The 20398-nt window shown below is 43.0% G+C and carries 20 protein-coding genes and 2 tRNA genes; 12 read left to right on the plus strand and 10 right to left on the minus strand.

All coding sequences use genetic code 11. The annotated features are described in order from the left end of the window. Positions 1 to 74: 74 nt before the first annotated feature. Complete coding sequence (locus HHA42_RS01350; RefSeq protein WP_168525169.1) at positions 75 to 491, plus strand: PH domain-containing protein; 417 nt, start codon at positions 75 to 77, stop codon at positions 489 to 491. Between the two features lie 89 nt (positions 492 to 580). On the opposite strand, the gene HHA42_RS01355 is transcribed toward HHA42_RS01350, so the two are convergent. Then, positions 581 to 1645, minus strand: coding sequence for an AAA family ATPase (locus tag HHA42_RS01355; RefSeq protein ID WP_168525171.1), 1065 nt, complete (start codon positions 1643 to 1645; stop codon positions 581 to 583). Between the two features lie 185 nt (positions 1646 to 1830). Here HHA42_RS01355 and uvrC point away from each other — a divergent pair, with 185 nt between their 5' ends. From uvrC to pgsA, 3 genes are all read left to right on the plus strand, one after another. Then, positions 1831 to 3630, plus strand: a complete 1800-nt coding sequence (uvrC, locus tag HHA42_RS01360; RefSeq protein ID WP_168460423.1) for an excinuclease ABC subunit UvrC — start codon at positions 1831 to 1833, stop codon at positions 3628 to 3630. A 132-nt stretch (positions 3631 to 3762) separates the two neighbouring features. Then, entirely contained in the window at positions 3763 to 4557 is a 795-nt protein-coding gene (locus tag HHA42_RS01365; RefSeq protein ID WP_168525173.1) for a thioesterase family protein, read from the plus strand. A gap of 104 nt (positions 4558 to 4661) precedes the next feature. Further along, positions 4662 to 5249 carry a CDP-diacylglycerol--glycerol-3-phosphate 3-phosphatidyltransferase gene (gene pgsA, locus HHA42_RS01370; protein WP_168460419.1) on the plus strand — a complete coding sequence of 196 codons (588 nt, stop codon included), beginning with the start codon at positions 4662 to 4664 and terminating at the stop codon, positions 5247 to 5249. Positions 5250 to 5309: 60 nt separating this feature from the next. Here the strand turns inward: pgsA and HHA42_RS01375 are convergent, their stop codons facing one another. After that, a complete protein-coding gene (locus HHA42_RS01375; protein ID WP_168525175.1) occupies positions 5310 to 7112 on the minus strand; it encodes an ABC transporter ATP-binding protein in 1803 nt (600 codons plus the stop codon). A 145-nt stretch (positions 7113 to 7257) separates the two neighbouring features. Between HHA42_RS01375 and HHA42_RS01380 the strand changes: the two genes are divergently transcribed. Continuing rightward, positions 7258 to 7875, plus strand: coding sequence for an alpha-ketoglutarate-dependent dioxygenase AlkB (locus HHA42_RS01380; protein ID WP_168525177.1), 618 nt, complete (start codon positions 7258 to 7260; stop codon positions 7873 to 7875). A 35-nt stretch (positions 7876 to 7910) separates the two neighbouring features. Here the strand turns inward: HHA42_RS01380 and HHA42_RS01385 are convergent, their stop codons facing one another. The 4 genes from HHA42_RS01385 to recN all read right to left on the minus strand — a co-directional run bounded on the left by HHA42_RS01385 (position 7911) and on the right by recN (position 11582). After that, the gene (locus tag HHA42_RS01385; protein ID WP_168525185.1) at positions 7911 to 8693 is read right to left on the minus strand and encodes an IclR family transcriptional regulator C-terminal domain-containing protein; all 783 of its coding nucleotides are present in this window, start codon (positions 8691 to 8693) and stop codon (positions 7911 to 7913) included. Between the two features lie 123 nt (positions 8694 to 8816). Then, complete coding sequence (gene ruvX, locus HHA42_RS01390; protein ID WP_168417592.1) at positions 8817 to 9260, minus strand: Holliday junction resolvase RuvX; 444 nt, start codon at positions 9258 to 9260, stop codon at positions 8817 to 8819. Continuing rightward, positions 9253 to 9807, minus strand: a complete 555-nt coding sequence (locus HHA42_RS01395) for a YqgE/AlgH family protein (RefSeq protein ID WP_168417591.1) — start codon at positions 9805 to 9807, stop codon at positions 9253 to 9255. Before HHA42_RS01395 ends, ruvX begins: the two co-directional genes overlap by 8 nt. Positions 9808 to 9920: 113 nt before the next feature. Beyond that, entirely contained in the window at positions 9921 to 11582 is a 1662-nt protein-coding gene (recN, locus tag HHA42_RS01400; RefSeq protein ID WP_168525187.1) for a DNA repair protein RecN, read from the minus strand. A 478-nt stretch (positions 11583 to 12060) separates the two neighbouring features. Between recN and HHA42_RS01405 the strand changes: the two genes are divergently transcribed. The 3 genes from HHA42_RS01405 (at position 12061) to HHA42_RS01415 (ending at position 14283) form a co-directional block, all read left to right on the plus strand. Further along, complete coding sequence (locus tag HHA42_RS01405; RefSeq protein ID WP_168417589.1) at positions 12061 to 12384, plus strand: pyrimidine/purine nucleoside phosphorylase; 324 nt, start codon at positions 12061 to 12063, stop codon at positions 12382 to 12384. 178 nt (positions 12385 to 12562) lie between these two features. After that, a complete protein-coding gene (rlmB, locus tag HHA42_RS01410; RefSeq protein ID WP_168525189.1) occupies positions 12563 to 13312 on the plus strand; it encodes a 23S rRNA (guanosine(2251)-2'-O)-methyltransferase RlmB in 750 nt (249 codons plus the stop codon). A gap of 41 nt (positions 13313 to 13353) precedes the next feature. Then, entirely contained in the window at positions 13354 to 14283 is a 930-nt protein-coding gene (locus tag HHA42_RS01415) for a DMT family transporter (RefSeq protein WP_168417587.1), read from the plus strand. Here HHA42_RS01415 and coaE read toward each other — a convergent pair. Genes coaE through pilB form a run of 4 tightly spaced genes read right to left on the minus strand, consistent with a single transcriptional unit; the run spans position 14280 to position 18727 of the window. After that, positions 14280 to 14888: a dephospho-CoA kinase gene (gene coaE, locus HHA42_RS01420; RefSeq protein WP_168525191.1), complete on the minus strand. Its 609-nt coding sequence runs from the start codon at positions 14886 to 14888 to the stop codon at positions 14280 to 14282. The genes HHA42_RS01415 and coaE overlap by 4 nt on opposite strands. 9 nt (positions 14889 to 14897) lie before the next feature. Beyond that, positions 14898 to 15758: an A24 family peptidase gene (locus tag HHA42_RS13575; RefSeq protein ID WP_168525193.1), complete on the minus strand. Its 861-nt coding sequence runs from the start codon at positions 15756 to 15758 to the stop codon at positions 14898 to 14900. Next, on the minus strand, positions 15758 to 16984 hold the full coding sequence (locus HHA42_RS01430; protein WP_168417584.1) for a type II secretion system F family protein: 1227 nt from the start codon (positions 16982 to 16984) through the stop codon (positions 15758 to 15760). The genes HHA42_RS13575 and HHA42_RS01430 overlap by 1 nt, the downstream gene beginning before the upstream one ends. Before the next feature lie 30 nt (positions 16985 to 17014). After that, the gene (pilB, locus tag HHA42_RS01435; RefSeq protein WP_168417583.1) at positions 17015 to 18727 is read right to left on the minus strand and encodes a type IV-A pilus assembly ATPase PilB; all 1713 of its coding nucleotides are present in this window, start codon (positions 18725 to 18727) and stop codon (positions 17015 to 17017) included. A 277-nt stretch (positions 18728 to 19004) separates the two neighbouring features. On the opposite strand from pilB, the gene tpiA reads away from it, so the two are divergent. The 4 genes from tpiA (at position 19005) to HHA42_RS01455 (ending at position 20398) form a co-directional block, all read left to right on the plus strand. Next, positions 19005 to 19796, plus strand: coding sequence for a triose-phosphate isomerase (tpiA, locus tag HHA42_RS01440; protein WP_168417582.1), 792 nt, complete (start codon positions 19005 to 19007; stop codon positions 19794 to 19796). Between the two features lie 13 nt (positions 19797 to 19809). Then, a complete protein-coding gene (gene secG, locus HHA42_RS01445) occupies positions 19810 to 20139 on the plus strand; it encodes a preprotein translocase subunit SecG (RefSeq protein ID WP_168417581.1) in 330 nt (109 codons plus the stop codon). Between the two features lie 53 nt (positions 20140 to 20192). Then, positions 20193 to 20277, plus strand: a tRNA-Leu gene (locus HHA42_RS01450). 49 nt (positions 20278 to 20326) lie between these two features. Next, positions 20327 to 20398 (plus strand) — tRNA-Met (locus HHA42_RS01455).

Genomic DNA, 20398 nt, shown 5'->3' on the forward strand with positions numbered 1-20398 from the left:
TCCATAATTTCAGTTTCAGGCTTCAATTTCACGCTGCTTTTATGTATAGAATGAAGCAACTTAGGGGAAAATTTATGCAAACGTTTCGTTCTAAAAAAGATTGGTGGGTCTTGGCCTTTGTGATTTGTATGTCAGGCTTATTAATTCAATTATTGCTGACCATGTATGCCAAAGGCACGATGCCTGCATTTCCAGTACATACGGGGGTATATATCATCACAATTTTTGTGTTGTGGTGGCCTATTTTTAATACTCGCTATCAGGTCGATGCAGAACGCTTGCAGATTCGCTGTATGTTTTTAAAGTGGGATATTCCACGTGCCAATATTCAGAAAATATCTAAAACCAATAATTCTGTGGCATCACCCGCCTTATCTTTAAAACGTTTAAAAATTGATTATGTGCAAGCAGGGCAGTCAAAATTTGTATTGGTTTCACCTAAAGATCAAGCCAAGTTTAGTCAGGCATTGGGAATAGAAATTACTGACTAATCTGCAGAATTTGAAAGCATCGCCCATACATATCACGGCATATAAGTGTCAAAGCATTGAGGATGAGCATTATCATCCTCAACCAAAGATCAATCTATTTGAATGTGTAATGCGCCTGCATTGCAATCCAGACATAGCTCTGTCCGTTCAGGATAGCTTAAAAAATACAGCGCTAAAATGGGTTCTAGCTCGGTACGGATTTTGCGCCCCAAATGCCGAGCGCCGTAACGAATATCATGCCCTTGATAAAAATATGCTTTGGCTGAAGCTGTTAGCTGAACTTGGCGCTGCTGATGTTGCAGGCGACGATTTAATTTTTCCAACTCAATTTCAACCAGTTGTGGCAAAGCATCGGCAGATACAGCCTGATAATGCAAGCTGCGGTCAATCCGATTTAAAAATTCAGGGTCAAATCTGCGTTGCATGACTTTTTCAATGATTCGTTGAGTTGGCATGCGTGTTAGGCACAGTTGCTGTAATTTTTGCGGCAACAAATTTAGTTTATCCAAGTATTGCTGTGCCGCCTGTGCCCCCACATTGCTGGTCATAAAAATCATGCAATTGCGAAAGTCGATGGTTTTGGTGCCTGCAGTTAGGGTCAGTTTGCCTGTATCTAACACATTCATTAAGCCACGAAGCACTTCAGTTGAAGCTTTTTCCAGCTCATCAAATAGCATAATGCCTGGACGGGTATGTGAGCCTGCAATGGCAGTTTCGTCAAATAAACTGTGTCCTTCTTTGGAGCCGACATAACCGGGTGGTGCACCTGTCAGTGCTGCAGCATAATGTTCCTGCGCCAAGGTATTCATATCGATACGGCAGAAAGCATCGGGACGGCCGTAAATGGCTTCGGCTATCAGGCGTACTGTTTCAGTTTTTCCCACACCTGTTGGGCCAAGCATTAAGGTCACAGAAAGTGGTCGTTCTGTACTGGAAAAATCGGCCTTGACCACATACAGCATTTTTTCAATTTCATTCAGTGTAGCATCTTGTCCAATAATCCGCTGACGCAACAACTGCATGACGTGTGCAGGTTCAAAATGAAAGCGTGGTTGACCAATCAGGCGATCTTTTTCAGAGTTGTGTAGATTAGGACGGGTGGGTTTGGAGGTCGCGGGTTGAATAATATGTAGGCCGTGTTGCGTGGTCGTCATCCTGCACCTTTGTTTTGCTGACAAGATGCCTGAGCATAGCAAACCTTGTGTTGTGAACTAATCGCTTTTAGCACTGAGTTGATTGTTTTTGTGGATAGATCCTGTAATTGGCTACAGGATAAAGCTTGAAAAAGTCAGCTGAAGCATCACATCATGTAGACAATGCAGCGATTATAGGATGACTCGTGAACCCAAACGCACGTGAGCATATTGAGAAAATTTTGGCAAACATGACCCAGTTGCCTGGGGTGTACCGTATGTTGGGTAAAGACGGAGAGTTGTTGTATGTGGGCAAAGCCAAAAACTTAAAAAATCGTGTGTCGAGTTATTTTATTAAGACCATTGAGCATCCGAAAACTCAAGCCTTGGTTGCACGTATTTATGATATTGAAACTTTGGTGGTGCGTTCGGAAACTGAGGCCTTATTGCTTGAACAAAATCTGATTAAGCTGCATCGCCCACCGTACAATATTATGCTGCGTGATGATAAGTCTTATGTTTACATTTTTGTCTCGGCAGATCAGCCATACCCACGTATTGCCAGTGGACGTGGCAAAGGCAAGCATCAGGTCGGGAAATTCTTTGGGCCTTATCCGAGTGCCTATAATGCTCGTGATACTTTGGTGGTGTTACAAAAGTTGTTTAATGTGCGGCAGTGCGAAAACAGTTATTTTGCCCAGCGGCAGCGCCCATGTTTGCAATATCAGATCAAGCGATGTTCGGCGCCGTGTGTGGGACTGATTTCACCCGAAGAATATAAAGAAGATGTCAATAATTCGATCCGTTTTTTACAGGGCGACAGTAAAGAGCTGAATCAGCAATTGATTAGCAAAATGGAAGCCGCTGCCGAAGCATTGGAGTTTGAAAAAGCGGTCTTTTACCGTGACCGTATGGCATTGCTACGTGATGTGCAGGCACAGCAAGCCATTTATAAGCTCAAAGGTGAGGCCGATATTATTGCCATTGCACATCAGGCAGGGGTGACCTGCGTGCAAATTATGCATGTGCGAAATGGCAAAATGCTGGGTGGGAAAAGTTATTTTCCAGACATGCTAGGTGATGATTTAGGGCAAATGCTGGCCGACTTTATTGCCAACTTTTACTTTCAGGTGGCCGATGAAATTCCTGCTGAATTGATTGTGAATGTGGATGTAGCAGATTGCAAAGAGTTAGAACAAGCCTTACAGCAACACTTCGATAAAAAAGTCCAGATTAAGCATAAGGTGCGTGAAACCCGTGCCGAGTGGCAAGAGCTGGCAGAAATGAATGTGCAGCATGCCATTAAAGGTAAATTGGCCAATCACTTTGAATTAAACGAGCGTTTTTATCAGCTTGAGCAAGTGGTTGGCCGGCCTATTGATCGGATTGAATGTTTTGATATTTCACACACTATGGGCGAAGACACAGTGGCATCTTGTGTGGTGTTTGACAGTGGTGGCATTCGCAAACGTGATTATCGACAATTTTCCATTCAGGATATTCAGGCGGGAGATGATTATGCCGCCATGCGTCAAGCGCTGACTCGTCGTTATAAAAAAGCCATGTTGCCCGATTTATTGCTGATTGATGGCGGTAAAGGGCAGTTGAATATGGCGATGGAAGTCATGCAGGAATTAGGGCTAGATGCCTTTATGATAGGGGTGTCTAAAGGTGAAGGACGTAAACCCGGGTTAGAAACCCTGCATTTTACCGATGGCAATAAAATTCAGTTGCCTGAAGACCATAAAGCCTTGCATCTGATTCAGCAGGTACGTGATGAAGCACACCGTTTTGCGATTACCAAACACCGTGCCAAACGTGATAAAAAGCGTGGTTCATCGGTACTAGAAGTGATTCCGGGTTTAGGGCCAAAACGTCGTCGTGATTTGCTCACGCATTTTGGTGGCATCCAAGGGGTACTTAAAGCCTCTGAAAAAGAGCTGACCTTAGTGCCAGGACTGGGCGAGGTGATGGCACGTACTATTTATAAAGTGCTGCATGAGTGATGGTTTTATCCATAAAAGCAGTATTTCTGCAAAGGTAAATAGCAAAAAAGCGCATTGACTCTGCCGTCATTGAACATTCACATCCAATCGAAACGCTGTAATATCGACAACATCATCGCTTAAGGAAAAACCATGTCGTTGCTACAGACCTATCAGGCCATTGCCGAACAAGAATGGATCGATATTCCGCAGGGTTGGTTACAAGGACGCACCATTTATGGTGGGTTGGTGGCAGGCTTGATGATGCAAAAAGCTCAGTATTGTATTGCTGATCCTGAAAAGCGCTTACTCAGTAGCAGCGTGACTTTTGTTGGACCTGTACAACAAGGTCGGGCACGTCTTACAGCTGAAATTCTGCGGCAGGGTAAGTCAGTCACTAGCATTGAGGTGCGTTTGTGGCAGGATGATGCCGTACAAAGCATTTTGATTGCCAGTTTTGGCGTAGCACGTGAATCTAGTATTGTGGTGCAGCAAGAACGTACTGCACCAAACTTTGCACCTATCAGTGAATTACCCGTCACGCAGCATCACCCCCTAGCACCTGAGTGTTTTCAGCAAATGGATTTGGTCTGGGCAGAAGGGCAATATCCATTCAGTGCCAGCCATAAACCTGATTTTGCAGGGTGGATGCGCTTTAAGCCTGAACAGCACAGCAATCGCGCCATGAATATTGCAGATTTAATGGTGGCATTTGATATGTGGCCACCTGGGGTATTGCCGATGTTTAGTCAACTTGCACCTGCCAGCTCTTTGACGTGGCATGTAACCTATGTCAATCCTTTGCAAAATCAGTTACATGACTGGATGAAATATAAAGTATTTACCGATCATGCCAGTCATGGTTATGCCACCGAATACGCACACCTTTGGGATGAGCAGAATCGTTTGATTGCAATTGCCCGACAGACCATCACCGTGTTTGCCTAGTGACACATTCTGCCATTTCGTATAAAGTGAAGCCTATTCACGATGACAAATCCTCAAAAACTTGTGAATGAACAGCGTATAGAGGGGAAACATTGGCGGTGTCTATGACAACAGGTCGTATCCTGAACATTCCAAATATATTAACTTTGGCTCGAATCGCCTTGATTCCTGTATTTTTGTTGGTGGCTTATTGGCCGCCTGCAATGGGCGTAAATGGTTACGATGGCGGTATGACACGTCATATTCTGCTGACTTCTATTTTTGTGATCGCTGCTGTTACAGATTGGTTTGATGGCTATTTGGCACGTTCTTTAAATCAGACTTCTGCATTTGGGCGTTTCCTAGACCCTGTAGCAGATAAACTGATGGTGGCTGCGGCATTGATTGTGTTGGTGCAATGGCAACCCACTATTTCTATGGCTTTTGCTGCGATTGTAATTATTTCTCGTGAAATTACTGTATCTGCATTGCGTGAGTGGATGGCCGAATTGGGCGCACGTACAAGTGTGGCCGTGTCTACTGTAGGTAAATACAAAACTGCATTTCAAATGATTGCAATTTCAGTATTTTTATTGAACTGGCAACCTTTAGAAATGTTGGCGTATTTACTGCTTTATACCGCTGTGATTTTAACGCTTTGGTCGATGTTTATTTACTTAAAAGCTGCTTGGCCGTATTTGAAACAGCCTTAAAGCAGGCTTTAAACAGAGCTTCCTCATAAAAAAGTGCTTCCATCCTGAAGCACTTTTTTATTAGCTATGAGTTTCTTCTTCGGCATCGTCTTCAAAGGTTTTGGCAATTTTTTCAATATTTAAGTTCTTTGCCATCGCATCAAAAATTTCTTTATAGACCCCATTTTGATGATAAAGCGTGTCATGTTCACCATGTTCTGCAATTCTGCCCTCCTTCATGACATAGGTGTAATCGGCATCAATAATTTGCGATAAGCTGTGTGAAATGATGATGACCGTGCGTCCCTGTTTGATTTCATCCAGACTTTGCTTGATTTGTTCAGTTGCAATAGCATCCAGACTTGCGGTGGGTTCATCTAAAAAAATAATTGGCGGATTTTTAAGGAACATTCGAGCCAAGGCAATCCGTTGTTGCTGACCACCAGAAAGCATCAGGGCATCTGCATCATAAGCCTGTGGTAATTGTAAAATTTGTTCGTGAATAGAGGCTTTTTTGGCAGCCTGTATGACATCTTCTAAACTGGCGTCGGTTTTGCCATAACGAATATTTTCAAAAATAGAGCCTTGGAAAATATGATTCTTTTGTAAGACCAAGCCAATATGATCACGTAAATACTGGGTGTCGATCTGTTGTATGTCTATTCCATCGAGTTGAATCGTACCATTTTGCGGTTCATAGAATTTATCTAATAAACTAATCAGAGTCGATTTTCCCGCCCCAGACAAGCCGACCAAAGCGGTAATTTTATTGGGTTGAATCTGCATCTGAATATCTTTGAGTGCATGGTGTCCATTGGGGTAAAAAAAGTTAATGTTTTTGAGGTCAAACTGCCCGCGAATGACTGGCTTTTGTGTACCACTCGGCTCGATTTCATCATCGGCTTCCAGAATTTGGAAGAAGCTTTCTGAATAGATCATGGCATCATTCACTTCATCATAAATACGATGCAATGAACGGATTGGCGCAGAAACGTTGCTAAACAGCAACACGTGATACATGATCATGCCAATGCTCATTTGCCCATCCAAGACAAAATAAGCCGTTAAAATAATGATCAGCACCACCCCAATTTGTTCAATAAAGCTTTTGAGACCATCAAATAAAAAACTGGTTTGGCGGGTTTGCATTTGGTTATGCGTGAGTGTTTTTTGCAGCGTGAGTTGTTTTTCTGCCTCTATACTTTCTCGGTTAAAGGATTTAATCACGGTAATCGAGTTAATGATGCTGAGAATCCCTTGGCTTTTTTTCTCACGTCCATCACGCAAATTACGTCGCCAACTGCCTAACTTTTGCGCTTGCAGATAGGTCAGCCAAAAATAAATCGGAACAATAATTGTAGCGACCAAGCCTACATATACATTGGCATAATACATCAAGCCTAAGGCCACGAATGCACTGGTAAATAGCGGTAAAATATCAATAAAGAAAATTTGGACTAAGCGGGTGAGTGAACCAATCCCGCGGTCTATACGTGTTTGTAATTTGCCTGCTTGGTTGTTGTCTTGATTAAAAAAAGCCAAACGGTAACGTAAAAACTTTTCAATAATGCCTTGAGCTAAATCTTGTGAGACAAAAATACGTAGTTTTTCACCGTAAAACTTCTGCCCAAATTGCACAAAGGCATTGATGATTTCTTTGCCCAGTAAAATTGCTGAAATGGTGATTAAGATATGCCAGCCTGCCGCAAGTCCTTGTCCTGCTTCAATTAAGGCATTAATGCTATCGACTGCATATTGTAAAGTGAGTGCATTGACTTGGGCGGTGAATGAGCCAATTAAGGTCAAAATCAGGGTTGCAACCACCAACATTCGGTAGGGACGAACAAAGGGACGCAATTTCTGAAACAAATTCCATAAATTCATAGGCTGTTATTTTTATAAGCAGGTTTGCTTTAAGTCTAAGGATGAAGCCATCTACTCACAAGCCAAGATCCTGTATCATTTTGTGTGCAATCTTTCGTTTAACGTTTAAGTTAGATGCTAAACAAAGCTAATTACTGGAGTTGCCATGAATCTGGAATTGTTTGCACCTGAACGATGTGACAATGTGTTGCCTTACGATGGTATTGTTCAGGATTATGGCGTAGTGCTAAGTGCAGAGCATAGCGCACGTTATTTGGAATATTTTTTACAGCATTTGGCATGGCAAGCCGATGAAGGCCTGCTATTTGGTCAGTATTATCGGACCCAGCGCCAAGTGGCATGGTATGGCGATGAACAGTATCAATATCGGTATTCGGGTGCTTTAAAGCAGGCTCATGTTTGGCAACCTGCCTTGTGGCGACTGAAACAGCAAGTTGAGCGTTGGGTGGGGCATCCCTTTAATTCGTGTTTGGCAAATTTATATCAAGATGGTACGCAGGGTTTGGGGTGGCATAGTGACGATGAGCCAAATTTAGGGAAAAACGCCGTCATTGCTTCATTGAGTTTTGGTGCAACCCGTAAGTTCAGCTTTAAGCATAAACGTACGGCAAATAAAGTGGAGCTTTTATTGCGGAGTGGTCAGTTGCTGGTGATGCGAGGTCAAACACAGCAGCATTGGAAACATGCTTTAATTAAATCGAGTAAAATTTTACAACCCAGAATTAATCTCACTTTTCGCTATTTTCATAGCGTTTCTAAATAAGATCATCCTCAGATTAAAATTTTGCCATGCTAGGCCTAGTTCACATCTAGGCTTAAATCGGTATTCAGGGTTTCAACCTGTTTTTCAATTTGTTGGGCATTATCCTGCAAAATTTCAATCAATTTTTGCAAATTCACAAATTCAAAACGGTTTTTTGAAGCCAGTAACGTTAAAGCATAAGGTGCGTCTTTAGATGAAAAGCGAATCGGGACAGACAAACCTGCAATTTCTGCACTCAGTTCGCCATTTGAAAAATAATAGCCTTGTTTTTTAATTTTGCGCATCTGTTGCAAAAAGTCGTCTTCATTCTGTGCAAAGTTGACCTGTTCCAATTCAGTAGAAAAACGCTGGTAATAGTCTAAAATTTTTTGCTTGGGCAAGTGCGCCATAATAATTTTAGGGGATGAGCCAACATAGACAGGACGTGGGCAACCACGACCATACGAGAGTAATGGTGTGTCTTTGAAAATTTCATGGTGCACATCAATACACGAATCTTGATTGAGCTGGGTCAGTAAACAGCAAAACTCGGTACGTTCTGCAATTTTTTTCATAAACGGTGTGCTGATGGTGACCAATGGGTCTGTGGTGCGGGAAATATAATCTAATACCGCAATTTTGGGCCCAAGGGTGTAATCGCCAGAGGTGCCGCTCATGCGTTGTAGCAATTCTGCAGACACCAATTCTTTCAAATAGCGATAACTGGTGGGCTTAGATAAACCGAGTTCTGCACTAATGGTATCGACATTAATCACAGGACGAGAGGTCGAAAATAAGTCTAAGACCGTGAGAATCTTGCCAAAGCTAGACAGTGCCATGCGGATTTACTCATTCACACCAAAAGAATGATGTTACTTTATATCAAAAAATAGCCGAACAAATAGACTTTTTACAGATGGCTTTAGGCATTCCAGCGATCAATGCTGTTTTGGGACTAGCCTTTAAGGATTGATTGCCTGCGGATCGCGATACCAGCTTTCAATCAACAAGGCTGCAGCAATACTATCTGCCGCTAATTTTTTGCCCCGACCTTGTGCTTGATAGTGTTCAAGTTCATCACGTGCTTCACGTGTGGTCAGACGCTCATCGACCATAAACGTTTGAATATTAGTTTGGTGACGCAGACGTTTGGCAAACTTTCGTGCACGGGTAGATAGCTCAGACTCGCTATCATCCATATTTAAAGGCAGACCCACCAAAAATAAGTTGGGTTGATGTTGTTGCACAATTTTAAGCAGAGCATCCCATTGCGGAATGCCATCTTTCATCGGGAACAGCGCCAAAGGGCTAGCACTTTCAATCAGGGATTGTCCCACTGCCATGCCCATTTTTTGTGTACCAAAATCAAAGGCCATAATGCTCTGTGCTGATGATGTTTCAGGCATGACCAATCTCTGAAGATAACCAAGTGCGGTCTACGCCCATTTTCCGATAGGCAGCATCCCAGCGGTCGTCATAGGGTAAATTAAAAATCAAGTCCATGTCTGATTCGCAAATCAGCCAGTCGCCTCGCGCAATTTCCTGTTCAAGTTGTTGTTTGCCCCAACTGGCATAGCCTAGCGCAATTTGATAGCGACCTACGCCTTCGTTGTGGGCAATCGCATCTAAAATATCTTTAGAGGTGGTAATACAGACGTTTTCACCCACTGCAATAGACGAATGCCAAGTTGGCTGACCAGTGTGTAAAACAAAACCTGCCTCAGGTCGCAATGGGCCACCTTGTAAAACCTCGTGAGGATGCACATTATCGGCGTCTATATCTAAATCATTCAGTAATTCCTTGATCTGAATGCCAGAAGGACGGTTGATAATAATGCCTTGCGCACCATCTTCATCATGACGAGCCAAATAAATAACGGTATTTGCAAAAAAATCGTCATTCATATCGGGCGGGGCAATGAGACAGCGATGCGTCAGATATTGTTTGGTCACCTAAGCAATTCTCCTTAAAAACAGTTGCTTCTAGAAAAAACCTATTCCTTTAGGGTACACGTTACTTGAGCTTTGCGATTTCACCAAGCTCTTTTTGTGACAGAGTTGGTTTTTTAAGCCTGTTGAAACTTCAACTGACGTAATTGTTTGGCATGTTGCAAGGTGGTATCGCTAATTTCAACACCGCCCGTCATGCGTGCCAGTTCTAAAATACGTTCGTCTTCTTCTAATTCAACAATGGTGCTGCTGGCAGGGTCAGTTTGACGTTTTTTCACTAAAAGATGTTGATCGGACTGTGCCGCCACTTGTGCCTGATGGGTAATACATAAAATCTGTACATGTTGTGCCAAACCTGCCAATAAGCGTCCGACAATTTCCGCAGTACCACCACTGATGCCGACATCAATCTCATCAAAAACCAAGACTTCGGCTTCAGTTTTTTCGGCATTCATAACTTGCATCACCAAGGCAATACGCGATAACTCACCACCAGAAGCCACACGCGCTAAAGGTTGAGCTGGAATACCTTTATTGGCGGTAAATAGCAATTGAATAAAGCTTAAGCCTTCGGCAGAAACTTGCTCCAGAGGTTCAAATTTAAATTCAAAATGTGCCTCAGGCAGTGCCAATTGTTTGACTTGCTCAGTCAGTTGTTTGGCCAATGGAGCGGCTGCCTCACGACGAATATCATCTAAATGCTGTGCTTTGGCTAAAAAGTCCTGATGCGCCACTTCAACTTGTTCTGCCAAAGTTTCAGGGTCTTCCAATTCATGCAGCGCAGTGAGTTCGGCTTGCCATGTTTCGTATTCCTGTTTGAGCAATTCAGGTTGAGTACGATACTTGCGTGCTAAACGATGGAAAACCTCAAGTTTCTGATTGAGTTCTTCCATGCGCTCAGGGTCAAAACTTTGACGGTCAATAAATTGGCGCAAGTTTGCTGTTGCATCATCCAATTCACTTTGTGCATTGAGCAGCGAATTATAGATTTCAGACAGTTGCTCACTACGCCCTGCATGTGATTCTAAGCGTCGAATAATAGATGCAATTTCTTGGGTGATATTCGGTTCAGCTTCATCTAGCGCATTTAGACTGTAACTACAATCTTGCATGATATGTTCATGGTGGCTTAGACGATCAAACTCTTGCTCAATCTCTTTGTAATCTAATTGCACCAAGTCTTCGAGTTCTTCCAACTGTAAATTCAGCGTTTCCATGCGTTGTTTACGGGTGGCTTGCGCATCCAGTGCGGCTTGATGCTGACGGATATTTTTTTGCCAAGTGCTATAGGCATCACGCACCGCTTGGGAGGGCGCATAAAAATTATAATAACGATCGAGCCAATGCTTTGGATAAGGCGGCTCAAGCAATTGTTGCTGACTATGCTGACTATACAATTGTACCAGCAAGCGCCCAATTTCTTTGAGCTCTGCCAAACTACTTGGACGACCATTAATCCAAGCCTTGCTGCGTCCTGTGGCAAAAATCACACGTCGTAAATGGATTTCTCCGGACTCGTCTGCTAACTCATGTTCTTTGAGCCATAGTGCTTCGGGGCTGTGTTCCTGATAGCTAAAGCTGGCAGTTACATCAGCCTTATCTGCACCAAAACGTACATAATTGGTATCGGTACGTTCACCTAAACAGGCAGAAAGCGCATCTAAAAGTAAGGATTTACCTGCACCAGTTTCCCCAGTTAGGACGTTAAACCCAGTTTCAATATCCAAGGCTAGGTGATCGGCAAGGGCAAAGTTAATCAGTGTTAAGTGAGTCAGCATAAACGCATCCAAGCTGCGAAAAGTGGCAGTTAAAAAGAGTCAAGTTTTTTGATATGCCACATTGCGGCTGTTATTTTCAATCAAAGCATCTTCGAGTCTATTTAATTCTAGCTTAAATTACAGCGCAAACAACAAAAAATGCAGCAAAGTCCAGATCATTTCATCTTATGGTCATTGAATCAGGGCATGCTTTACTTGGGGAGTTTTAAGTGCAGTTTGAGCGGGGAAGATGTGCCTGTCTAGGCAGAATGGGTGAACTACTTCACATTCAGCTTTAGCACTTTAGTCGCGGGAGCTTGGTGCATATTTGTGGATAGGAGCGGCAAGACCTTAGACAGCATGTATAGCGTGCTCTGCATTGTCTGGGGGATGGTCAACTTTACGCTAGCCCCTTTGTAAACACAGATTGATTAGTTCTGAGGACAGAATTAAACTACATCAGTCAAAAATATAAAAACGCGTTACCTGGAGATTACGCATGTCAGCTCAGTTTGATCATGTATCAGTTGTAAAAAAATCGAATGTCTATTTTGGTGGGCTATGCATCAGTCATACTGTGCAGTTTGAAGACGGCACCAAAAAAACATTAGGGGTGATTTTACCGACCGAACAAGCCTTAACTTTTGAAACGCATGTGCCTGAACGCATGGAAATTATTTCTGGTGAATGTCGTGTGAAAATTGCAGACAGCGAAGAAAGTGAATTGTTCCGTGCAGGTCAGTCATTCTATGTGCAAGGTAGCAGCCGCTTTACCATCGAAACTGACGATGTTTTAGATTACGTGTGTCATTTCGAAGGTTAATCAAGAGTAGGGTATTTTACATTCTCAACACAGTTTGCCTGTCAAATAATCAGAGAAATTGAGTTAAGAAATTTTCCCCTGAATCGGTTAAACTAGCTCTATTGAAATCCTGTAAAGTCAGCTTTGCAGGATTTTTCGTTTTCGCTGTTTTATTGGTGCATTAATTTAGAGGTCGTTCATGGCAAAACCTGAATATTATTATGGCGTTCACTCGGTGGAGTCATTATTGGAGCTTGAGCCAGAGCGTGTTTTAACTCTATTTACCTTAAAAGGGCGTGATGATCAGCGTTTGCAAAAAATTCTGGAACTGGCAGAGCCATTTGGCATTAGTGTGCAAAAAGCCAGCCGTGACAGTTTAGAAAAATTAGCAGGTCTACCTTTTCACCAAGGGGTGGTGGCGGCAGTGCGCCCACATCCAAGCTTGAATGAAAAAGACTTAGATAGTTTGTTGCAAGCGGATGCTCAGCCATTACTTTTAGCACTCGATCAAGTGACTGATCCACATAATTTAGGTGCCTGTATTCGTACGGCTGCCGCAATGGGTGTTGCTGCAGTGATTGTGCCACGCGATCGTTCTGCAAGTTTGACCCCAACCGCACGCAAAGTGGCTGCAGGTGGTGCAGAAAAAGTCAAATTTATTCAAGTCACCAATTTGGCCCGTACTTTGGCACATTTGAAACAAGAGTTTAATGTGCGTGTGGTGGGTACCATGTTGGATGAAAAAGCCTTACCAATTCAGCAGTTCGATTTTACCGGTACTGCGGTGTGTGTAGTAATGGGAGCAGAAGATACGGGCTTACGTCCAATTACTCAGTCACAATGCGATCAAACCGTATTTATTCCGATGGCAGGCAATTTGCAAAGTTTAAATGTCAGTGTTGCAACAGGGATGGCACTTTATGAAGCCTGTCGCCAGCGCCAAGCTTAAGTACAGATACTGAATTTTTATTGGATTGATGCCTTAACACTGTGATTCATTTATCTCCCCAAAAGCAGGGCTATGCCTTGGTATTGGTCACCATGTGTATTTGGGGTGGTTTTACCTTAACCGCACGGCTCAATGCACAATGGCAGATCAGTGCTTGGGATATTACTGCCTTACGTTTTGCCTTGGCTTTTTGTATTTTAATGCCGATCTTGATCTGGAAAAAAGATACGGCATTTTTATGGAAAAAACAGCCATTTATTTTGGCAATGATTGGTGGGGTGGGTTATTGCCTGACCGCCTATAGTGCATTTCATTATGTCCCTGCCGCACATGCAGCTATCTTTCTGAATGGTTGTATTCCTGTCTGTACAGCTATTGCCGCTTGGGTGTTGTTCCGTATTCCATTTGATCGACATACTTGGATCAGCATTGCGATTATGCTTACCGCAATTGCCAGTATGAGTGTGTTGATGTATCAAGAAACAGGTGTCGCATTCGGTTTGGGGGATGGCTTGTTTTTCATCAGTGCCATCTGGTGGGGCATCTTTACTGTTTTACTTAGACAATGGAAGCTCTCGGCATGGCATGCCATGGCAGGTGTAGCAATCTGGTCGGCAATCGTCTATGTGCCAATCTACCTGCTGTTTTTCCCAAAACAACTTGGCGCACCTGAACCCATGCATTTATTGCTACAAACCATTTTTCATGGTGTATTCGTCGTGATTATTGCCACCTTAACGTATGTTGAAGCAATTAAGCGTTTAGGTGCATTTAAAGCGGGTAGTGTTGTGACTTTGGCGCCATTTATTGCCGCCATTCTTGCAGTGCCGTTGTTGGGTGAGCCTTTGAGCTTGGCAATTTTGTGTGGTTTATTGGGGATGGGGATTGGCGCGTTGCAACCTTGGCGTTGGTGGGCTAGACCTGATAGCTTAAAAGCACAACTAGAGCAGCAAAAAACACACACAGATTAGTGTGAGGATTGATTGGCTCGAGTTAAATACTGTTGGTGTAATACCTCCAGTTTGCTATACAAATGATCTAAATGCCCATCATTCAGCACAATATCATTGGCCAAGCGCTGTTTTTTAGCACGTGGCATTTGTGCCTGAATAATTTTATGAATTTGTTCAACCGTTTGACCATCTCGTTGAGATGCTCGATGAATTTGTAATGCTTCGGTCGCATCAATGAGTAAAGTGTGTTGCGTCAGTTGATGTTGATTGGTTTCAAAGAGCAATGGTGAAACTAAAATTACATATGGGCTGTTGGCCTGCTGCAATTGCTGAATAATTGACTCACGAATTGCAGGATGAGTAATTTTTTCCAAGGCTTGGCGGGCGCTCGGTTCTTTGAAAATATGTTCACGTAAGGCACGGCGGTCAAGTTCGCCATTTTCAAGTAAAACCCAGTCACCAAATTGTTGTTGAATTTGGGTCAGTGCGGGTTGTCCTTTTTGTACCACTTCTCGTGCGACAACATCAGCATCGACCACGTGAATGCCTTGGGTCTCAAACCATGCACTGGCTGCAGATTTACCGCTGCCAATTCCTCCCGTTAGACCCAAAACAAAACGCATGTGCTGTCCTTATTGTCCTAAATAAACTTTCATGATTTGCTCGCCCCATAAAAAGGCAATCCAGCCTGCAATTGCAATATAAGGGCCAAATGCAAAAGGTTGGTTCTCTTTACGGATTTTTAGCAGAATAATGCCAATAATAGCGCCAACCAAAGAAGATAAAAGCACAATCAGCGGCAACATCATTGGACCCATCCAAGCGCCTAAGGCTGCAAGGAGTTTAAAGTCGCCATAGCCCATGCCTTCTTTGCCTGTAATAATTTTAAACAGGTAATACACTACCCATAAGCATAAGAAACCAATGACATAACCCCAAATAGCAGAGGTAGGTGAGGTGTAGATGGCATAACTGTTGATCGCTAAACCCAATGCAGCCAAAGGCAGGGTATAGCGATCTGGCAAGAGTTGAGTGTCGAAATCAATAAAGGTGAGGGCAATTAAGATATAGGTCAGTAGCAAGCCGAACAGCATTTGCACAGTTGGACCAAATACTGCAACCACAATCAACGCACAAACTGCGGTTAAAACTTCAATCAGTGGATATCGCGCACTGATAGGGTTTTGACAGTGCCCACATTTGCCACGTAAAACTAACCAGCTCAGGACAGGAATATTTTGATACCAACGAATAGGCGTATGACATTTAGGGCAAGTCGAGGCAGGTTTGCTTAGCGTGATTTTGCTTTCATCAATAATAGCTTGTTCTGGATGTAACAGCATTTGGCAGTCTGTACGCCATTCCTGCTCCATCATTTTTGGTGTGCGGTATATGACCACATTCAAAAAACTGCCAATACATAAACTAAAAAGTCCAACTGCGATGTACAACGCAGTTGGATTTTGAATAAAATACGCGATTAATTCTTGCATTAAACCACAGAACCCATTTGGAAGATTGGAAGGTACATAGCCACAACCAAACCACCGACTAAAATACCTAACACAGACATAATCAGAGGTTCCATCATCGAGGTTAAACCATCTACTGCATTATCTACTTCGTTTTCATAGTGGGTTGCAACTTTATCTAACATGGCATCGAGTGCACCAGACTCTTCACCAATCGCCACCATTTGCACGGCCATCGCTGGGAATTTGTTGGTAACACGCATGGCGAATTGTAGTTGCTGACCTGTAGCGACATCTTCACGAATTTTCATGACCGCTTCTTCATAGACCACGTTATTGGTTGCTCCAGCAGTTGATTCCAAAGCATCAATTAATGGTACACCCGCAGCGAAGGTCGTGGCTAAGGTACGGCTATAACGTGCAATAATGGCTTTATAGACCAAATCACCAAAAATAGGTGCTTTGAGTGCAGCTTTGTCCAAGAAATCACGGAATTTTTTACTCCGTTTTTTAGCTTCGAGGAAACCTGCAATAATGACACCAATTACAATAATCAGCAGGAACCAATATTTCTGCATCCATTGTGACATGTTTACCACCATTTTAGTGAAGGCAGGTAAGTCTGCACCAAAAGAGCTAAACAATTCTTCAAACACAGGAACAACTTTTACCATCAAAATAATGGTCACAATCACAGCTACTACAATGACCGTTGCAGGGTATTTCATGGCTTTTTTGATTTTTTGTTTTAACAATTCGCTCTTTTCTTTATAGATTGCAACACGATCTAGCATAGTTTCCAGCGCACCTGATTGTTCACCAGATTCCACTAAAGAGCAGAATAAGTTGTCAAAATATTGAGGATATTTACGCAATGCACCAGCAAAGGTATTCCCGCCTTCAACCTCGCCTTTAATGCCCAGTACCACTTCACGCATGGCAGGGTTTTCTAGACCTTCGGCAACAATTTCAAAGCTTTGTACCAAAGGCACACCTGCTTTCATCATCGTGGCAAGCTGACGCGTGAAAATCGTGATGTCGAGCGTTGACACCCGTTTTTTCATTAAGCCATCAAGAATATTCTTTTTCTTTTGGCGAATGGTCTTGATGGTAATTCCTTGTTTACGCAATGTGACTTTTGCCAAAGCCATATTACGCGCTGGAATTTCCCCTTTAAGCTTAGCCCCTTTGCGGTCAATCCCCTCATAAACGAAGGTGGGCATCATCTGTGCTTTTTTGACAGCCATGCGTATTTATCCTTATTTTAAATATTACATCTATTCACTGGTCACACGATTGACTTCTTGAAGTGAAGTCACCCCCTGCATGACCTTAAGTAACCCCGAGCGACGTAGATTGTTAAACCCCAATTTTGCTGATGCTTCAGCAATTTGGATGGCATTGCCATCCTCCATAATAAGTTTGGAAATTTCTGGTGTGACTTTCATCACTTCATAAATACCGACACGTCCTTTGTAGCCTTCACGACATTCAGCACAGCCTACTGGTTGGTAGACCTGAAACTCTGGATTGTTCAAGTCGGCTTCTGTAAAACCCATTTCCAATAAGCTTTGTTTTGGAATATCTGACGGTGTTTTGCAATACGAGCATAGGCGTCGAGCCAGACGCTGTGCAATCACCATATTGACTGAAGTCGCAATGTTAAAGGATGGTACTCCCATGTTGCGTAAACGGGTTAAAGTTTCTGGTGCACTGTTGGTATGCAGTGTTGACATCACCATGTGACCCGTTTGTGCTGCTTTAATTGCAATTTCTGCTGTTTCTAAGTCACGAATCTCACCCACCATAACAATGTCAGGGTCTTGACGTAAGAATGATTTCAGCGCTGCAGCAAAGGTCAGACCAACTTTATTGTTGACGTTAACCTGATTGATCCCTTCAAGGTTAATTTCCACAGGGTCTTCGGCAGTGGAAATGTTGGTGTCTTCTCGGTTTAGAATGTTTAAACCTGTATAGAGCGATACCGTTTTACCCGAACCTGTTGGACCTGTGATCAGTAACATACCTTGCGGTTTGTCCAGAGCTTCCATAAACAAAGCTTTTTGTTCAGGCTCATAACCCAAGGCATCAATCCCAAGCATGGCGCTAGATGGATCTAAAATACGCAGTACAATTTTTTCACCGAACAAGGTTGGCAAGGAGTTAACACGGAAGTCGATGGATTTATTCTTAGACAGTTTAAGTTTAATACGACCATCTTGCGGCACACGTTTTTCAGAAATATCCATTTGCGACATGACTTTCAAGCGTGATGCCATACGATTGGCTAACTGTAATGGTGGATTGGCAATTTGACGTAACACCCCATCGACACGGTAACGCACGCGATAGGTTTTTTCATAGGGTTCAAAGTGTAAGTCCGAGGCACCCATACGAATCGCATCAATCAGTAATTTATTGATGTATTTGACGATAGGGGATTCATCGCCCTGTGGCTCATCTTCTGTGGCTTGTTCTTGTTCGTTGTCGCCTTCGTCAAAGTTGAGTTCAAAGTCATCATCTTCAAACTCAAAAGCAGATTCACCTGCGAAGTTCTGCTCAATCAGTTTGGCCAGTTTGTCATGTTCAACCACAATTGCTTCAACATTCATTTTACTGTTGAAACGAATCGCATCCATCGCTTCGATATTGGTTGGGTTACTGGTCGCAACGTAAAGTAAATTATTACGTTTAAAAATAGGCAGTAGGCAATATTTGCTGAACAGCTTTTCATCGATGCCTTCACGCACAATCAAAGCGGAATCATAGACACCTAAGTCAAAAATAGGTTCACCAAATTCATTGGAAATTTTTTCAGCAATCAGCAAAGGTGAAATATTCAGGTTCTGAATGAGATAGGGAACAATGTCAATTTTTTCTTTTTGTGCAGAGGCAATCGCAGTTTGCATGTTTTCAGCAGAAACGAGCCCATCTTCGACCAAACGCCGAATAAAACCTGTGAATCTAGGTGTAGCTTGTTGTACTGACATTCCCCAACGTCCTCAAATTTAAGATTGTTTATAATTGGTATCGTAAAATTATACTTTTGTTGCATAAAAATACCATATCTGAAAGTGCTGTCACCACCTAAGTATCGCTTAAAAGCATGAACCAGTTACATTAATCTGTTAAAAAAATTGTAAGTCTTGCCCTGAAAAGATACTTCATGCTGAGCTTTGATGCAAAGCTTGCACAAAAAACTCAGCAGAAATGTGATTTGCGTGTAGAATGTGCGCGATTAAATGAATTGTTTTTGTAGGTTATTCTATGTCGGCTACGACGATTAAGCCTTGGGTGGTTGGCAATTGGAAGATGAATCCGATGCATGCCGACGCTCAGCAACTTATTTCTGAATTTAAAACATTATTACAAGAAAGTCCTGTAGATGCTGAAAAGTGTCATTTGGGTGTTGCCCCTGTAACGTTGGCATTAGCGCAAACGCAGGAGGCATTGGCTGATGCAGTGCGTCCTGTTTATACCGTAGCGCAAGACCTTTCACGTATTGCAGGCTTGGGGGCTTACACGGGTGAGGTGAGTGCAGAATTACTTAAAGATAGCCAGGTTGAATATGTGTTGGTCGGACATTCTGAACGCCGCGAGCTGTTTGCAGAAACACCAGCCATTTTGAATGAAAAAGTAAAAAATGCCTTGCAGGCGGGGTTGACTGTTATTTACTGCGTTGGCGAAAGTTTGGAACAGCGTGAAAATGGTCAGGCAGAGCAGGTGGTATTACAGCAAATTTGTGATATCGCTGCAGTGGTTGAAGCAGAACAATGGCAGAAAATTGTAATTGCTTATGAGCCAATTTGGGCTATTGGTACGGGTAAAACAGCATCTCCTGAAGATGCTCAAGCCATGCATGCTAAAATTCGTGAAGGTTTAAGCCAAATAACTAGTTTTGCCGTGACTTTACCGATTTTATATGGTGGTAGTGTAAAACCAGAAAATGCCGTAGAGTTAGCAGCTTGCCCAGACATTAATGGTGCCTTGGTGGGTGGTGCATCACTGAATGCAGCATCGTTCCATCACATTGCACAAGCCTTTGCAAATACACAATAATGAGGAGTTCAGCATGCAAACATTTGTGCTGGTAGTACATATTATCTTGGCCATTTTAATGATTGGACTAATTTTGGTTCAACATGGTAAAGGTGCAGATGCGGGCGCTTCTTTTGGTGGCGGTGGTGCTGCAACTGTATTTGGTGCTTCGGGTTCGGGTAACTTCTTGACCCGTTTGACCGCAATTTTAACGGCATTATTTTTTGCCACCAGTTTAACTTTGGCTGTCTTTGCCAAGAAACAAACGACAGGTGCATATAGTTTGCAGACCGTACAAAATACTGTACCAGCACAACCTGTATCGCCTGAAACTTCACCAACTGCGCCTAAAAGCGCTGAATAATTTTATTTAGCACTTTCTTTTTGCGCATGATGCGACTAGAATGCGTCACAGCTGCGGTGGTGGTGGAATTGGTAGACACGCTACCTTGAGGTGGTAGTGCTTTCGGGCGTGGGGGTTCAAGTCCCCCCTTCCGCACCAACTTGTAATCCAGAAAACATAAGTTGGTGTTAAGCAGCAAATCTGTTGATGCGGGATGGAGCAGTCTGGTAGCTCGTCGGGCTCATAACCCGAAGGTCGTTGGTTCAAATCCAGCTCCCGC

The sequence above is a fragment of the Acinetobacter sp. A3 genome, from assembly GCF_012371415.1.
Taxonomy (GTDB): domain Bacteria; phylum Pseudomonadota; class Gammaproteobacteria; order Pseudomonadales; family Moraxellaceae; genus Acinetobacter.

Coding starts and splice junctions, on each gene's coding strand:
- pilB (WP_168417583.1), bottom strand. CDS start 18,727: ATGTCAGTACAACAAGCTACACCTAGATTCACAGGTTTTATTCGGCGT.
- HHA42_RS01385 (WP_168525185.1), bottom strand. CDS start 8,693: ATGGCACTGTCTAGCTTTGGCAAGATTCTCACGGTCTTAGACTTATTT.
- secG (WP_168417581.1), top strand. CDS start 19,810: ATGCAAACATTTGTGCTGGTAGTACATATTATCTTGGCCATTTTAATG.
- HHA42_RS01350 (WP_168525169.1), top strand. CDS start 75: ATGCAAACGTTTCGTTCTAAAAAAGATTGGTGGGTCTTGGCCTTTGTG.
- coaE (WP_168525191.1), bottom strand. CDS start 14,888: ATGCGTTTTGTTTTGGGTCTAACGGGAGGAATTGGCAGCGGTAAATCT.
- HHA42_RS01405 (WP_168417589.1), top strand. CDS start 12,061: ATGTCAGCTCAGTTTGATCATGTATCAGTTGTAAAAAAATCGAATGTC.
- HHA42_RS01375 (WP_168525175.1), bottom strand. CDS start 7,112: ATGAATTTATGGAATTTGTTTCAGAAATTGCGTCCCTTTGTTCGTCCC.
- HHA42_RS01355 (WP_168525171.1), bottom strand. CDS start 1,645: ATGACGACCACGCAACACGGCCTACATATTATTCAACCCGCGACCTCC.
- pgsA (WP_168460419.1), top strand. CDS start 4,662: ATGACAACAGGTCGTATCCTGAACATTCCAAATATATTAACTTTGGCT.
- HHA42_RS01365 (WP_168525173.1), top strand. CDS start 3,763: ATGTCGTTGCTACAGACCTATCAGGCCATTGCCGAACAAGAATGGATC.
- ruvX (WP_168417592.1), bottom strand. CDS start 9,260: ATGCCTGAAACATCATCAGCACAGAGCATTATGGCCTTTGATTTTGGT.
- HHA42_RS13575 (WP_168525193.1), bottom strand. CDS start 15,758: ATGCAAGAATTAATCGCGTATTTTATTCAAAATCCAACTGCGTTGTAC.
- rlmB (WP_168525189.1), top strand. CDS start 12,563: ATGGCAAAACCTGAATATTATTATGGCGTTCACTCGGTGGAGTCATTA.
- recN (WP_168525187.1), bottom strand. CDS start 11,582: ATGCTGACTCACTTAACACTGATTAACTTTGCCCTTGCCGATCACCTA.
- tpiA (WP_168417582.1), top strand. CDS start 19,005: ATGTCGGCTACGACGATTAAGCCTTGGGTGGTTGGCAATTGGAAGATG.
- HHA42_RS01380 (WP_168525177.1), top strand. CDS start 7,258: ATGAATCTGGAATTGTTTGCACCTGAACGATGTGACAATGTGTTGCCT.
- HHA42_RS01430 (WP_168417584.1), bottom strand. CDS start 16,984: ATGGCTGTCAAAAAAGCACAGATGATGCCCACCTTCGTTTATGAGGGG.